Consider the following 13570-nt stretch of genomic DNA (forward strand, 5'->3'; position numbering starts at 1 on the left):
CATGGCGCATCTGCTCTCCGCCGTCCCGTCCCCCGCGCGCACCGGTCTGATCCTGACCGGGGGCGGCGCGCGCGCGGCCTATCAGGTCGGGGTGCTGGCGGCCATCGCGCAGCTGCGCCGCGATGCCGGCATCAGTGGCGGCAACCCCTTCCCGGTGATCTCCGGCACCTCGGCCGGTGCCATCAATGCGGCGACGCTGGCCTGCCAGGCCGACGACTTCTGCTCCGCCGCCGATGGCTTGATGTACATCTGGCAGAACATCCATGTGGAGCAGGTGTACACGGCCGATGCCTTCGGCGTCATACGCACCGGCGCGCGCTGGATGACCATGATGAGCCTCGGCTGGGCGCTGGCGCGCTGGAAGCGCAGCCGGCCGCGCAGCCTGCTGGACAACGCGCCGCTGCGCGCGCTGCTGCAGCGCTGGATACGCATGGAGCGGCTGGAGGAGATGCTGCGCGGCGGTCATCTGGAGGCGCTGGCGGTCAGCGGCTCCAGCTACAGCAGCGGCCAGCACGTGACCTTCTACCAGACGCTGAAGCCGCACGCGCCCTGGTTGCGCTCGCAGCGCATCGCCGTGCCCGCGCGCATCGGCGTGGAACATTTGCTGGCCTCGTCGGCCATTCCCTTCATCTTTCCGGCTGAGCAACTGGAGCTGCAGGGCCGCCCGGAATGGTTCGGCGACGGCACCATGCGCCAGAGCGCGCCGATCTCGCCCGCGGTTCACCTGGGCGCGGACCGCGTGCTGGTCGTCGGCGCCGGCCGCATGCACGAGCCGGGGCAGGTGGCGCACCAGGAGGGTGGCGGGCTGCAGGCGCCGTCGCTGGCGCAGATTGCCGGCCATGCGCTGTCCAATATCTTCCTGGATGCGCTGGCGGTCGATGTGGAGCGGCTGCAGCGCATCAACCAGACCCTGAACCTGCTGACGCCGGAGGCGCGCCAGGCCACGCCGCTGCGCCCCATCGACGTGCTGGTGATCGCGCCCAGCCGCCGCCTGGACGATCTGGCCGCGGAACACCAGGGCAGCCTGCCGCCACCGGTGCGCGCGATGCTGCGCAGCGTTGGCGTCAGCGGCGAGGGCCGCCAGGCAAGCGGCTCGGCCTTGTCCAGCTACCTGCTCTTCGAGCCGTCCTACACCAACGAACTGATCATGCTGGGCATGTCGGACACGCTGGCGCGGCGCAGCGAGATCCAGCGCTTCTTCGGCTGGCCGGCGCAGGCCCCCAAGGCCGACCCGGCGAGCATGCGCCGCCGCGCCGGCGGCTTTGCGGTGCAGGGGCCGGGCGAGCGGCGGCTGCAGTCGGTGGCCTGAGTCCGGCACCTGGCCGCGCCGGAGCGGCTTCAGTGGTTTCAGTGGCTCTGGCCCACCATGCCGGCATAGCTGCCGCCGGCCGCCAGCAGTTCCTCGTGGGTGCCCGATTCGGCCACCTGGCCCTGGTTCAGCACCAGGATGCGGTCGGCACGGCGGATGGTGGACAAGCGGTGGGCGATGACCAGCAGGGTCTTGTGGCCCTGCCATTGCTCCAGGGCTTGCTGCACGGCGCGTTCGCTTTCGGTGTCCAGCGCCGAGGTGGCCTCGTCGAAGATCCACACCGGCGCGTCCTTGTACAGCGCGCGCGCGATCGCCAGGCGTTGGCGCTGGCCACCGCTGAGCTTGCTGCCATTGGCACCCACCGGGGTGTCCAGCCCCTGGGGCAGGGTCTGTACGAAGTCCCACAGCGCGGCGGCGCGCAGCACCTGCTCCAGCCGGGCGTCGTCGCGCAGCTGGGCATAGGCAATGTTGTCGGCGACCGAGGCGTCGAACAGCACGATGTCTTGCGAAACCACGGCGAACTGGCGGCGCAGGTTGGCCTTGGTCAGGTCCTCCAGCGGCACGCCGTCGAGCAGCACGCGGCCTGCGTCCTGCCGCTCGAAGCCCAGCAGCAGGTTGACCACCGAGCTCTTGCCCGCGCCGGACGATCCCACCAGCGCGGTGGTGCGGCCCGGTTCGATCAACAGGCTGAGCCCATCCAGCGCCGGCCGTGTGGCCCCCGGATAGCGCAGCACCACCTGGTCCAGTTCGATGCGGCCGCTGAACTGGCTCAGCTCGGTATGGCCGTGGTCGGGCTCGCGCGGCAGGTCCATCAGTTCCAGGCAACCGCGCGCGACCACCAGTGCATTGGTGATGGGCTGGGCCACGTCGGTGAGGTGGCGCAGCCGCGAGGTCATCAGCAGCAGCGCGGCGACGAAGGCGGCGAACTCACCGACGCCGGCCTGGTTGTGCCGCGCCTGCAGCAGCGCCAGCGCGACGATGAGCGAGATGCCCACGCTGGCCACCAACTGCGACAGCGGCTGCGCCAGCGCGTTGGCGGCCGAGGTCTTCAGCGCGCTGCGCTGCACCTCGCGGGATTGATCGGCGAAGCGCTGGCGTTCATGGTCGGCGGCGTCGAAGCTGCGCACCACGCGCCAGGCGCGGGTGACGTCCTCGACGACCGAGACCAGGCGCAGGTTGGCGTCATAAGCCCAGGTGCCCATGCGTCGAACGCGCTTGTTGACCAGGCGCATCACCGTGGCCATCACCGGCACGGTGACCATGGACAGCAGGGTCAACTGCCAGTTGAGCCAGAACAGATAGCCCAGCATGGCCAGCGCCGGCAGGCCGTCGCGCAGGATGGTGATGACCGAGCCGCCGAGCAAGGTGATCACATGCTGGGGGTCGTTGACCACCTTGGTGACCGCGGTGGCCGGCTGCAGGCTGCTGTAGACGCGCGCATCGGCCCGCAGCAGGCTTTGCAGCAGCGCGGCGCGTATGTCCATCACGGTGCGCGTGATGGTCCGGTGCAGCAGGTACTGGCCCAGGAAGCCGAACAGGCCGCGCATCGCGAACAGGCCGATCAGCACCAGCGGCACCATCCACAGCGAGAAGGGCGCCTCGGCCGGCAGACCCGGCGTGAGCTGGCTGCTCTTGTGGGTGTACTGCGTGAAGCCTTCGCCCAACGCATAGCCCAGCAGCTGGGGAATCATCGGTTCGGTGCAGGCCGCGCCGATGTAGGCCACCAGCGTCAGGAAGAGGCCACCGCGGTGCGGGGCCACATAGCTCATCAGCCGCTTCGCGGTGGGTCTCAGGCTGTCGTCCGGGGAAGGGGTGCTCATGACTGGGGCAGGGGATCAGCGCGCCGCGGCGCGGCGCTGGGTGCGGCGGTAGCGGCGCCTACCGTTGAGGCGACGCAACGCCAGCTTGAGGCGCAGCCACCAGGGCGCCGCATGGCGCGAGACGACGCTGTTGAGTTGGTACTTGCCGGTGAAGCGCCGGCCCTCCAGCCCGTACTCCTGCAGCAGGCGCTCCTCGTCGCGGCGCGGATCCATCTCGGGATTGTTGCGGTAGAGATCGCCGCCCAGCGGTCGGGTGTGCTTGACCGGCGTGGCGTCGATGATCGCGATCGCGTCCGGGCGACCGCGGCCGGCCAGCGTGGGCCAGACCCAGTCCAGGCCCCAGCCGCTGCGGCTCTTCGAGAAGGTCCCGACGCAGGCACGCAGCGCGCTGCGCTCGAACAGCGGCGCCATGACCTCGACGAAGGCCACATGGCGGACCAGGAACTCGGGCCGCTGCAGCAGGGTGTCCCAGCTGTAATAGGAATCGGGGGTCAGCGCCGGCTGCGCGAGTGCGAGGTTCAGGCCGTGGAAGAGCGCGAACATGCGGTTCAGCGACTCGGTGGTTGCGGCCAGGTCGTCGTCGGGGAACCAGAAGGCCTCGTAACGGTCCAGCAGCGCGGGGTTCTCGGCCAGCAGTTCGGCGATGCAGGACCACTTGGGCCCGGGGCGATGCTCGTAGTAGTCGGCCTCCGCCTCGTGCGTACCCGGCTGCTTGCCGTAGTAGCTGATCAGCAGGTCGAAATCGCGGTTGGGCTCGGCGATCCAGCCGCGGTGCAGCGAGCCGTCGCCGGCGCGCAGGATCACCAGGTTCTTGCGCGTGTGCGTCGGCGATTTGCTCAGGCGGCTCACCGGGCGGCCTCCGGGGCGGCGCCGGTCTGCAGCAGGTCCTCCGCCGTCTTCAGCGCGGTGGCCACGATCTGGTCCATGTTGTAGTAGCGGTACTGGGCCAGGCGGCCGACGAAGGTCACGCCGGGGGTGGCCTCGGCGAGCGCCTGGTAGCGCTTGTACAGCGCCTCGTTCTCGGGCCGGGGCACCGGGTAATAGGGATCGCCCTCGGCCTGCGGGTACTCGCGCACGATGGAGGTGCCGGCATGGGTTTCGCCGGTCAGGTGCTTGAACTCGGTGATGCGCGTGTAGTCGTGGTCGTTGGGGTAGTTGACCGTGCCCACCGGTTGGAACTGCTCGGTGCCGGCCAGGTGCTCGTGCGCGAAGCTCAGGCTGCGGTAGGGCAGGGCGCCATGGCAGTGGTCGAAGAAGGCGTCGATCGGCCCCGTGTAGATGATGTGCACGCCCGGGAACTGCTCGCGCACGGCGCGGAAATCGGTGCCGGTCTGCACGGTGATGCCGGGATGGTCGAGCATGCGCTCGAACATGCGCGTGTAGCCCTCGGCGGGCATGAACTGGAAGCTGTCGCCGAAGTAGCGGTCGTCGTCATTGCAGCGCGTCGGGATGCGCGCGGCCACACCGGCCGAGAGCTGGGACAGGTCCAGCCCCCATTGCTTGCGCGTGTAGCCGCGGAAGAACTTGTCGCACAGGTCGCGGCCCACCGAGTTCAGCACCACGTCCTCGCTGGTCTGCAGCGGCTCACGCGGCTCGCGCACCGAGTCCAGGTAGGGCTGGACCTCGTCCTCGCCGAGGTTCAGGCCGTAGAGCTGGTTGATGGTGCTGCGGTTGATCGGGATGGGCAGCAGGCGGCCATCGACCTGAGCCAGCACGCGGTGTTCGTAGAAGCGCCAGGTGGTGAAGCGCGACAGGTACTCGAAGACCTTCTTGCTGTTGGTGTGAAAGATGTGCGGGCCGTAGGGGTGGATCAACACCCCATGCGCATCGCGCTGGTCGTAGGCGTTGCCACCGATGTGCTCGCGCTTGTCGATCAGGTGCACGCGACGCCCGGCCTCGGCGAGCACGCGGGCGCAGACGGAGCCGGCAAAGCCGGCGCCGACGATCAGGTAGTCAGGCTTCATAGGCGGTCAGGATCCAGTTCAGGGAAGGGATCGCCCTGGCGCGCGAGGCGCAGGTTCTCCCAGGCATTACGAAAGTTATAGGCCCATTGTCCCCTGGCCTTGCGCCAGCGGCGCGCCCACCAGGATCCATGCGCACGCTGGCCTATGCTGGAAGTGAAGGACTCCTCGCCCAGGCTGATGGGATAGGGGCGCAGGCCATAGAGGCGCAGGCCCGACTCCCACCAGTGGCGCAGGTCCACGTCGATGGGACGGTGGAACGGTTGATGGGTTCGCAGCAGCTTGACCGCGCCCTCCTTGCTGACCAGATACGCGCCGGTCAGGCTGGGAGGCCGTCGATAGCGGATCAGCGAACTTGCCTGGGCGGGCGGTGGCAAGCGCCATGCCCGCAAGCTGCGTTCATGGTCGCGTCCCACGAGCTTGATCATGTCCCACTGCGGCGCCAACTCGTCCATCGCGGCGAGGACCGCCGGCAGTTGCGGCAGCAGCTCCACGTCGTCCTCCAGCACGAGGGCATGGGCATGCGGGCTCGCCGCCAGGTCCTGCCAGACGCGCAGATGGCTGGCATAGCAGCCGATTTCGCCCGGCGTCATGATCTGGTGGTAGCTGCGGCGGTTGCGCGCCTCGTCGTACAGCGAGGCCCGCTCCGCGGCGCCGAGGTCCTTGCCGTACACCGCATCCATGCGCCGGAAGGGAAGCTGCATCGCGTCCAACTGCTGCTGCATCACGCGCAGCCGCTGCTCGTCGCGGGGCAGGTTGATCAGATAGATGGGGCAGCTCATGGGGCCGGCGCTCCAATCACGCGTTCGAAGAGCTCTTCATAGGCTCTCAAAGTCTGGTCCAGCCGGAAGTGTTCCAGGGCCTGCTGTCGGCCACGTGCGGCCATCTCGGCTGCCACCTGCGGGTCTCGCAGCAGCCGAGCCAGCGCGTCGGCCCAGGCCTGAGGGTCGCGGTGCGGCACCAGCCAGCCCGTCTCCTGGTGACGCAGCATTTCGCGCACGCCGGGAACGTCGCTGCCCAGCACCGCGCATCCTGCGGCCATGCCCTCCACCAGCGACAGAGGCATGCCTTCGTAGTGAGTGCACAGCACGGAGAACTGGTGCTCCAGCAGCAATTGGGGCAGCCGCGGATGGTGGCCGAGGAAGCTCACCTGTTCCTGCAGTCCCAGCCGTTTGACCAGGCGCTCGGCCGCGTGCCGAGACAGCGCCGAGCCGCCGCCGGCCAGCAGCAACGGCGGGCGCAATCCATGCTGGTCGCGCAGCAGGGCCAGTGCCTGGATCAGGGTCAGATGGTCTTTCTGGTGCGCGAAACGGGCCGCCATGACCAGGCCCGCCTTGCGCGCGGCAAAGGGATGCTCGGGCGCGCTGACGAAGGGCTCGACGCGTATGCCATTGGAAATCGCGATGCAACGCTCGGCCGGCATGCCCAGGCGCAGCAGGCTTTGGCGCACGCCCTCGGAGCAGCCGACGATGGCATCGGTGCGCCGTGCCAGGCGCCGTGCCTGGAACAAGCGCCAGCGGGTGTAGCGTTCGCGGGTGTTGTGTTCGACGTGGATCATGTGGGGCACGCCCGCCCACAAGCCGGCCCAGCGCGCCAGCAGATGCTCGGGAAAGCCATGGGCGACCAGCAGCTCCGGCTGCCAGCGCCGGCACAGAGAGGCCAGCGACGCGATGGTGGCGAGATGGCTCCAGCCCGGCAGCAGTTGGACGTCCAGGCCTTCGTCGCGCAAGGCCTGGATGCGTGAGGGCGCGGTCTGGCGCTTGCGCCGCAGTGCGATGCCGACCTCGAAGCGGCCCTGCGCACGCCCGGCCCGTGCCAGGTCCAGCGCCACTTGCGTGGCCCCGGAAAAGCCTCCGGTCACGACATGGAGCACGCGGGGACGCTGGGCTTGGGCGTCCGGGCTCATTCCCGCCAATGCTCCGCGATCCATGGCGCCGGCAGCGGCCGGCGCCAGTTGCCATTGCTGCGGCCTTCCAGCGCGTCGGGCGGGTTCACCACGCCGTGGAAGATCAGGATGCGGGCGCCCGCGGGGATGGAGGGCTGGCGGACGTAGTTCAGCGGCCAGCGCGGGATGCAGTGGTACTTGTAGCTGGCGCACCAGCGCGCGTCCCAGTAGCGCAGCTGGCCTTTCTTGTGGATCTCGTCCGACAGATAGGCCTGCTCGTTGCGGAAACGGCGCCGTATGGTCTCGAACTCGGCACGGAATTTGGCCAGCACATCGGCATGCTGGCCGAGTTCGAAGCGGTAGACCGAGGAGTTGCCGGTGATGCGCCAGGGGCGCTTCCAGTCATGAATGATGAGGAACTCGCCCGGCACCTCGAAGAAGGGCGTGATGTCGTCGACGATCACCACGTCCAGGTCCAGGAACAGCGCGGTGCCGCGCAGGCCGTGCAGGTCGGCTTCGAAGGTGGTCAGCTTGGTCCAGCCGCGCTCGGGAATGCCCTCGGGCAGCGCCAGGTCAGGGATGGGCAGGCATTGCACCTCGGCGCGTATGCCCTCGCTGCGGTCGGTCAGGCAGACGAAGCGGAACTCGCCACGCAGATGGCGGGCCACCATCGCATAGAGGCGGTTGACGTATTCGGGGCCGTACTTGGTCCCCCACTTCATGCAGAGAATGGTGCGCATGGGATCGCGGCTCACAGCTCCTCCACCTGGCGGGGCGGGTAGCTTTCCCAGCTGAGACAGCCGGGGCACTGCCAGAAGTAGTGCTGCGACTCGAAGCCGCAGGCGGCGCAGCGGTAGCGCTGCAGCGGCCGCACCGCGCGCTGCAGCGCGGCGCCGACCAGCGGCGCCTCTTCATCGCTCAGACGGGCCTGCGCATGTTGCAGCAACTGCGAGGCCGCGCTCAGCGAGGGCTCCACGCGCAGATGCTCGGCCAGGCGCGCGCGCTGAGCCTCGGGTGCCGGCTCTAGCAGCGCGATCGCGCTCAGCAGGGCCATGCTGGGATGGCGGCGGTACTGGGCCTCCAGCAGCGCCAGCGCCTGAGGCACTTTGCCGGCCGCCAGGGCGGACTGGGCATGGCCACGCGCGGCGAGGTTGAACGCATCGGGGTTGGCCTTGAGCAGTTCGGCGTAGGCCGACATCGCGGCCTCGTGCTGGCCCTTGAGGGCCAGCATCTGGCCCAGCAGCACATGGGCACGCGCACTTTGCGGGGCGCGCTGGCGCGCGCGGTCCAGCCAGCGCCGTGCCTCGTCGTCGTCCTGGCGGGATTGCGCCTCCAGTGCGAGCTCGCAGCTGTAGTTGGCGATGCGCGACGCGAAGGATCCGGCACCGCGCGCCTCCAGGCCTTCGGCGACCTCGGCGGCCTTGCGCCATTCGCGTGAGCGCTCGTACAGCGACAGCAGGGCCAGCATGGCGTCCTGCTCGAAGGTCGTGCCCTTGAGCGCGGCATAGGCGGCTTCGGCACGGTCGAACAGACCGGCCTTGAAGAAGTCCTGCGCCAGCGCATGCTGGGCACGGTCGCGCTCGCTCTTGGGCAGGTCGCCGCGCGACAGCAGGTGCTCGTGCACGCGCACGGCTCGCTCGTACTCGCCACGGCGGCGGAACAGATTGCCCAGCGCGAAGTGCAACTCGGAGGTGTCGGGGTCGGCCTGGACGGCTTCGATGAAGGCGTCGATGGCCTTGTCCTGCTGTTCGTTGAGCAGCAGGTTCAAGCCCTTGAAGTAGGCGCGCGGGGCGTCGCGCTGCTCGCGTTTCCACTGGCGCGAGTCCAGTTTGGAGGCCAGCCAGCCCAACCCGAAGGCGAGCGGCAACGCAATCAGCAGCCAGCGGAAATCAAAGTCCATCGGGCGGAGTCGGAGGGGTGTGTGCGTCAGGCGCGGCCGGTGGATTCGACATGGCCGGCTGTGCGCGTCCGGCGTTGCGGCGGTGCCTCCACCAGGTCGGCAGCATGGCCAGCACGCCCAGCGCGCAGCCCAGGCCGAACACGATCAGCACGACGATCACCAGCGGCGCGCGCCAGCTCTGGCCGAAGAACCAATGAACCACCACCTCCTGGCTGTTGTTGAGCGCGAACGCGAACAGCGTGAAGAAGAGGAAGGCACGGAAGAGCCAGACCAGCACTCGCATGCGGCGATTCTAGGTTCAGTTCGTCGCGTCTTCGGCGACAGGCAGGCGGGTGTCCACGGCCTCGCGCAAGGCCTTGCCGGGCTTGAAATGGGGCACGAGCTTTTCCGGGATCAGCACCTGTTCGCCGCTGCGCGGATTGCGGCCCATGCGGGGCGGGCGGCGGTTGATGGAGAAGCTGCCGAAGCCGCGGATCTCGATGCGGTGGCCACGGGCCAGCGCGTCGGACATCGCGTCCAGGATGGTCTTGACCGCGAACTCGGTGTCGCGCTGGGTGAGCTGGGCGAAGCGCTCGGACAGATGGGTCACCAGGTCGGATCGGGTCATAGTGTTCTTGAATTGAAACAGGCCCGCCGCGGAGACGGCGGGCCTGCCGGTTTCAGCGCCGGACCCAGACTAGCGCAGTCGGGGTCGGGCCAGAACAGGGAATGCCACAGTTGCCGGGGCACGGGCCCCGGCCGCCGGACATCAGCCGTTGTTCTGGTTGTCCAGCTTGGCGCGCAGCAGGGCGCCCAGGCTGGTCGTGCCGGCGTTTTCGCGCTCGTTGGACTGCGACAGGCGCTGCATGGCTTCTTGCTGGTCGGCGCTGTCCTTGGCCTTGATGGACAGCTGGATGCCGCGGGTCTTGCGATCGACGTTGATGATGATCGCGGTGACTTCGTCGCCTTCCTTCAGCACGTTGCGGGCGTCTTCCACGCGGTCGCGGGAGATTTCCGAAGCGCGCAGGTAGCCGGTGACGTCGTCGCCCAGCTCGATCTCGGCGCCGCGGGCATCGACCGTCTTGACCTTGCCGGTCACGGTCTGGCCACGGTCATTGACCGAGACATAGGTGGAGAAGGGGTCCCCATCCAGCTGCTTGATGCCCAGCGAGATGCGCTCGCGCTCCACATCCACGGCCAGCACGACGGCTTCGACTTCCTGGCCCTTCTTGTAGTTGCGCACGGCGGTCTCGCCCGGCTCGTTCCAGCTCAGATCGGACAGGTGCACCAGGCCGTCGATGCCCTGGGCCAGGCCCACGAACACGCCGAAGTCGGTGATGGACTTGATCGGGCCCTTGACCTTGTCGCCGCGCTTGACGTTCTCGGCGAACTCTTCCCACGGGTTGGCGCGGCACTGCTTCATGCCCAGCGAGATGCGACGCTTGTCTTCGTCGATCTCCAGGACCATGACTTCCACTTCGTCGCCCAGCGAGACGACCTTGGAAGGAGCCACGTTCTTGTTGGTCCAGTCCATTTCGGAGACGTGCACCAGGCCTTCGATGCCCGGCTCGATCTCGACGAACGCGCCGTAGTCGGCGATGTTGGTGACCTTGCCGAACAGGCGGGTGTTGGCCGGGTAGCGGCGCGACACGCCGAACCAGGGATCGTCGCCCAGCTGCTTCAGGCCCAGCGAAACGCGGTTCTTCTCGGCGTCGAACTTCAGGACCTTGGCGGTCAGTTCCTGGCCGACCTGCACCACTTCGCTCGGGTGGCGGACACGGCGCCAGGCCATGTCGGTGATGTGCAGCAGGCCGTCGATGCCGCCCAGGTCCACGAACGCACCGTACTCGGTGATGTTCTTGACCACGCCGTTGACGATGGCGCCTTCGGTCAGCGTCTCCAGCAGCTTGGCGCGCTCTTCGCCCATCGAAGCCTCGACCACAGCACGGCGCGACAGCACGACGTTGTTGCGCTTGCGGTCCAGCTTGATGACCTTGAACTCCATGGTCTTGCCCTCGAACGGGCTCATGTCCTTGACCGGACGGGTGTCCAGCAGGGAGCCGGGCAGGAAGGCGCGGATGCCGTTGACCAGCACGGTCAGGCCGCCCTTGACCTTGCCGGAGACGGTGCCGGTCACGAACTCGCCGGACTCCAGCGCGTTTTCCAGGCTCAGCCACGAGGCCAGGCGCTTGGCCTTGTCGCGCGACAGGATGGTGTCGCCGTAGCCGTTCTCGATGGCGTCGATGGCCACCGAGATGAAGTCGCCGACCTGGACTTCGATCTCGCCCTGGTCGTTCTTGAATTCCTCGACGGGCACGTAGGCTTCAGACTTGAGGCCGGCGTTCACCACCACGAAGTTGTGTTCGATGCGCACCACTTCGGCCGAGATGACTTCGCCGGTGCGCATGTTGGCGCGTTGCAGCGATTCCTCGAACAGGGCGGCAAAAGATTCGCCACCGGTGGCGGTTTGGATTTGGGACATGGTCATTCCTGAGCCTGGGCCTCAGCAGGGCGGTGCGAGCGGAAGTCCGGGCGATGTGTGCAAGCAGGCTTGCGGGTTAGGTTGTCGAAACCGCAGCCCCCAGTGGACTGACGTCCGAGGGGAGGGGCTGCGCTCCAGATGGGCTTCTCAGGCCCGGGGCCCCGCGGTGCCTGGCCCTCGCGGGAGTCCCGGGAGGATTCAAGCGCCGAACGGCCTGCGCTGCTGCCACCAGTCCAGCACCAGATCCTTCGATTGCTCGATGGTCTGGGCCGAGTTGTCCAGCTCCAGCGCGTCTGCGGCGGCCATCAGGGGCGAGGCGCTGCGACCTTTGTCGCGGGCATCTCGTGCCTCCAAATCTGCACGCAAGCTCTCAATATTAGCCGAAATCCCTTTGGAAATCAATTGCTTATGACGGCGCTCGGCGCGCGTGGCCGCGCTCGCCGTCAGGAAGACCTTCAGCGGCGCGTCGGGGAAGATGGCCGTGCCCATGTCGCGGCCGTCGGCCACCAGACCGGGCAGGCGGCGGAAGTTCAGCTGCAACTGATGCAGCGCGCGGCGCACGGCGCCATGCGCCGCGACCTGGGAGGCCATCAGCCCTGTGGCCTCGGCGCGCAGCCGGGCGCTGACGTTCTCGTCGCCCAGCCAGACCTCGCCCTCCGCGAAACGCAGCCGGAGCCGCGGCACGAGCGCGGCGACGGCCTCGCCGTCGTCCAGGTCCAGCCCCTCGCGCCGGGCGGCCAGCCCGGTCACGCGGTACAGCGCGCCGGAGTCCAGCACATGAAAGCCCAGCGCCTTGGCGACCTCGTCGGCCAGCGTGCCTTTGCCGGACGCGGTGGGTCCGTCGATGGTGATCACCGGGATGTCCTCGGGGCGGGCTTGGACGACGTCGAACAAGGTCTCGAAGTAGTCCGGGAAGGTCTTGGCCACGCACTGTGGGTCGAGGATGCGCAGCGGCACCGGTTCGCCCTCCAGCCGATCGCCCATCAGCGGATGGAAGGCGGCGAGCGAAAAGCACATCGCGACGCGGTGGTCGTCATAGGTGTGAATGGCCGCCGGCTGCCAGCGGTGCAGCGGATGGATGCGCAGCCAGTCCGGGCCTTCCTCCACCGTGGCGCCCAGCTTGCGCAGCTCGGTGGCCATCGCGGCGATGCGGTCGGTTTCCTTCACGCGCCAGGAGGCGATGTTGCGCAGCCGGGTCGGGCCGTCGGCATAGAGCGCCATCACGGCCAGGGTCATGGCCGCGTCGGGGATGTGGTTGCAGTCCAGGTCCAGCGCCTTCAGCGGCCAGGCGCCGCGGCGCACCTCCAGCCAGTTGGCGCCCATCGCCACTTGCGCGCCCATGGCCTGCGCAGCCTCGACGAAGCGCACGTCGCCCTGCACCGAGGCCGAGCCCACGCCTTCAATGCGCAGCGGCGCCTCGGTGGCGGCGAGCGCGCCGAGCGCGACGAAGTAGGAGGCCGACGAGGCATCGCCTTCCACCGGCAGTTCGCCCGGCGAGCGGTAGCGGCTGCCGGCCGGGATCACGAAGCGCTGCCAATCGGCGTCGCGCTGCACCGACACGCCGAAGCGCGCGAGCAGCTCCAGCGTGATGTGGATGTAGGGCTTGGAGATCAGTTCGCCGATCACCTCGATGACGATCTCGCGCTCGGCCACCAGCGGCAGCGCCAGCAGCAGCGCGGTGAGAAACTGGCTGGACACGTCGCCGCGCACGCGCACCGGCGCATCCAGGCGCAGCGGCGAGGGGCCGGACAGGCGCAGCGGCGGATAGCCTTCCTGTCCCAGGCAGTCCACGGCGCAGCCCAGGCCGCGCAGCGCGTCGACCAGGTCGCCGATCGGCCGTTCGTGCATGCGCGGCACGCCGGAGAGTTCGAACTGCCCGCCCTGGGTGGCGGCCAGCAGCGCCAGTGCCGCGGTCAGCGGCCGCATCGCGGTGCCGGCGTTGCCGAGGAAGAGCCGAGCCTGGCGCTGGCTCAGCCGTCCGCCCAGGCCATTCACGCGCAGCGCACCGTCGGGCAGGGTTTCCAGCCCGCAGCCCAGCTCGCGCAGTGCGGCCAGCATCACGCGGGTGTCGTCGGAGTCCAGCAGGTCGCGCACCACGGTCTGGCCTTCGGACAGGCCGGCCAGCAGCAGCACGCGGTTGGAGATGCTCTTGGAGCCCGGCAGGGTCACGGTGCCGGCCGCGCCGCGCAGCGGCGGCAGGTCGAGGAAGGGAATCTTGTACATGGAAAGAGAGG

12 protein-coding genes are annotated in these 13570 nt (G+C 68.7%); 1 reads left to right on the forward strand and 11 read right to left on the reverse strand.

The features are described 5' to 3' along the window. Position 1 precedes the first annotated feature (1 nt). Positions 2-1309 carry a patatin-like phospholipase family protein gene (locus tag LZ017_RS17460; protein WP_241398172.1) on the forward strand — a complete coding sequence of 436 codons (1308 nt, stop codon included), beginning with the start codon at positions 2-4 and terminating at the stop codon, positions 1307-1309. Positions 1310-1347: 38 nt separating this feature from the next. On the opposite strand, the gene msbA is transcribed toward LZ017_RS17460, so the two are convergent. The 11 genes from msbA to LZ017_RS17515 all read right to left on the reverse strand — a co-directional run bounded on the left by msbA (position 1348) and on the right by LZ017_RS17515 (position 13559). Then, positions 1348-3129, reverse strand: coding sequence for a lipid A export permease/ATP-binding protein MsbA (gene msbA, locus LZ017_RS17465; protein WP_241398173.1), 1782 nt, complete (start codon positions 3127-3129; stop codon positions 1348-1350). A 15-nt stretch (positions 3130-3144) separates the two neighbouring features. Next, entirely contained in the window at positions 3145-3978 is an 834-nt protein-coding gene (locus tag LZ017_RS17470; RefSeq protein ID WP_241398174.1) for a hypothetical protein, read from the reverse strand. Then, a complete protein-coding gene (gene glf / locus LZ017_RS17475; RefSeq protein ID WP_241398175.1) occupies positions 3975-5093 on the reverse strand; it encodes a UDP-galactopyranose mutase in 1119 nt (372 codons plus the stop codon). The genes LZ017_RS17470 and glf overlap by 4 nt, the downstream gene beginning before the upstream one ends. Beyond that, complete coding sequence (locus tag LZ017_RS17480) at positions 5090-5872, reverse strand: glycosyltransferase family 25 protein (protein WP_241398176.1); 783 nt, start codon at positions 5870-5872, stop codon at positions 5090-5092. The genes glf and LZ017_RS17480 overlap by 4 nt, the downstream gene beginning before the upstream one ends. Beyond that, positions 5869-6996: a glycosyltransferase gene (locus LZ017_RS17485; protein ID WP_241398177.1), complete on the reverse strand. Its 1128-nt coding sequence runs from the start codon at positions 6994-6996 to the stop codon at positions 5869-5871. Before LZ017_RS17485 ends, LZ017_RS17480 begins: the two co-directional genes overlap by 4 nt. Then, positions 6993-7715 carry a glycosyltransferase gene (locus tag LZ017_RS17490; protein ID WP_241398178.1) on the reverse strand — a complete coding sequence of 241 codons (723 nt, stop codon included), beginning with the start codon at positions 7713-7715 and terminating at the stop codon, positions 6993-6995. The genes LZ017_RS17485 and LZ017_RS17490 overlap by 4 nt, the downstream gene beginning before the upstream one ends. Positions 7716-7726: 11 nt before the next feature. Continuing rightward, a complete protein-coding gene (gene lapB, locus LZ017_RS17495; protein ID WP_241398179.1) occupies positions 7727-8875 on the reverse strand; it encodes a lipopolysaccharide assembly protein LapB in 1149 nt (382 codons plus the stop codon). Then, the gene (locus tag LZ017_RS17500) at positions 8865-9158 is read right to left on the reverse strand and encodes a LapA family protein (protein WP_241398180.1); all 294 of its coding nucleotides are present in this window, start codon (positions 9156-9158) and stop codon (positions 8865-8867) included. The genes lapB and LZ017_RS17500 overlap by 11 nt, the downstream gene beginning before the upstream one ends. Before the next feature lie 15 nt (positions 9159-9173). Beyond that, positions 9174-9503, reverse strand: a complete 330-nt coding sequence (locus tag LZ017_RS17505; RefSeq protein WP_277604762.1) for an integration host factor subunit beta — start codon at positions 9501-9503, stop codon at positions 9174-9176. 120 nt (positions 9504-9623) lie between these two features. After that, a complete protein-coding gene (gene rpsA, locus LZ017_RS17510) occupies positions 9624-11336 on the reverse strand; it encodes a 30S ribosomal protein S1 (RefSeq protein ID WP_374109943.1) in 1713 nt (570 codons plus the stop codon). Between the two features lie 198 nt (positions 11337-11534). After that, on the reverse strand, positions 11535-13559 hold the full coding sequence (locus LZ017_RS17515) for a bifunctional 3-phosphoshikimate 1-carboxyvinyltransferase/cytidylate kinase (protein WP_241398183.1): 2025 nt from the start codon (positions 13557-13559) through the stop codon (positions 11535-11537). Positions 13560-13570: the final 11 nt, after the last annotated feature.

This window comes from Pelomonas sp. CA6, from assembly GCF_022549225.1.
Lineage (GTDB): Bacteria > Pseudomonadota > Gammaproteobacteria > Burkholderiales > Burkholderiaceae_C > Roseateles.

What these genes read in the sequence shown, in the direction of transcription:
- LZ017_RS17460 (WP_241398172.1), top strand. Translation starts at nt 2, where the DNA reads ATGGCGCATCTGCTCTCCGCCGTCCCGTCCCCCGCGCGCACCGGTCTG.
- msbA (WP_241398173.1), bottom strand. Translation starts at nt 3,129, where the DNA reads ATGAGCACCCCTTCCCCGGACGACAGCCTGAGACCCACCGCGAAGCGG.
- glf (WP_241398175.1), bottom strand. Translation starts at nt 5,093, where the DNA reads ATGAAGCCTGACTACCTGATCGTCGGCGCCGGCTTTGCCGGCTCCGTC.
- LZ017_RS17480 (WP_241398176.1), bottom strand. Translation starts at nt 5,872, where the DNA reads ATGAGCTGCCCCATCTATCTGATCAACCTGCCCCGCGACGAGCAGCGG.
- LZ017_RS17485 (WP_241398177.1), bottom strand. Translation starts at nt 6,996, where the DNA reads ATGAGCCCGGACGCCCAAGCCCAGCGTCCCCGCGTGCTCCATGTCGTG.
- LZ017_RS17490 (WP_241398178.1), bottom strand. Translation starts at nt 7,715, where the DNA reads ATGCGCACCATTCTCTGCATGAAGTGGGGGACCAAGTACGGCCCCGAA.
- lapB (WP_241398179.1), bottom strand. Translation starts at nt 8,875, where the DNA reads ATGGACTTTGATTTCCGCTGGCTGCTGATTGCGTTGCCGCTCGCCTTC.
- LZ017_RS17500 (WP_241398180.1), bottom strand. Translation starts at nt 9,158, where the DNA reads ATGCGAGTGCTGGTCTGGCTCTTCCGTGCCTTCCTCTTCTTCACGCTG.
- rpsA (WP_374109943.1), bottom strand. Translation starts at nt 11,336, where the DNA reads ATGTCCCAAATCCAAACCGCCACCGGTGGCGAATCTTTTGCCGCCCTG.
- LZ017_RS17515 (WP_241398183.1), bottom strand. Translation starts at nt 13,559, where the DNA reads ATGTACAAGATTCCCTTCCTCGACCTGCCGCCGCTGCGCGGCGCGGCC.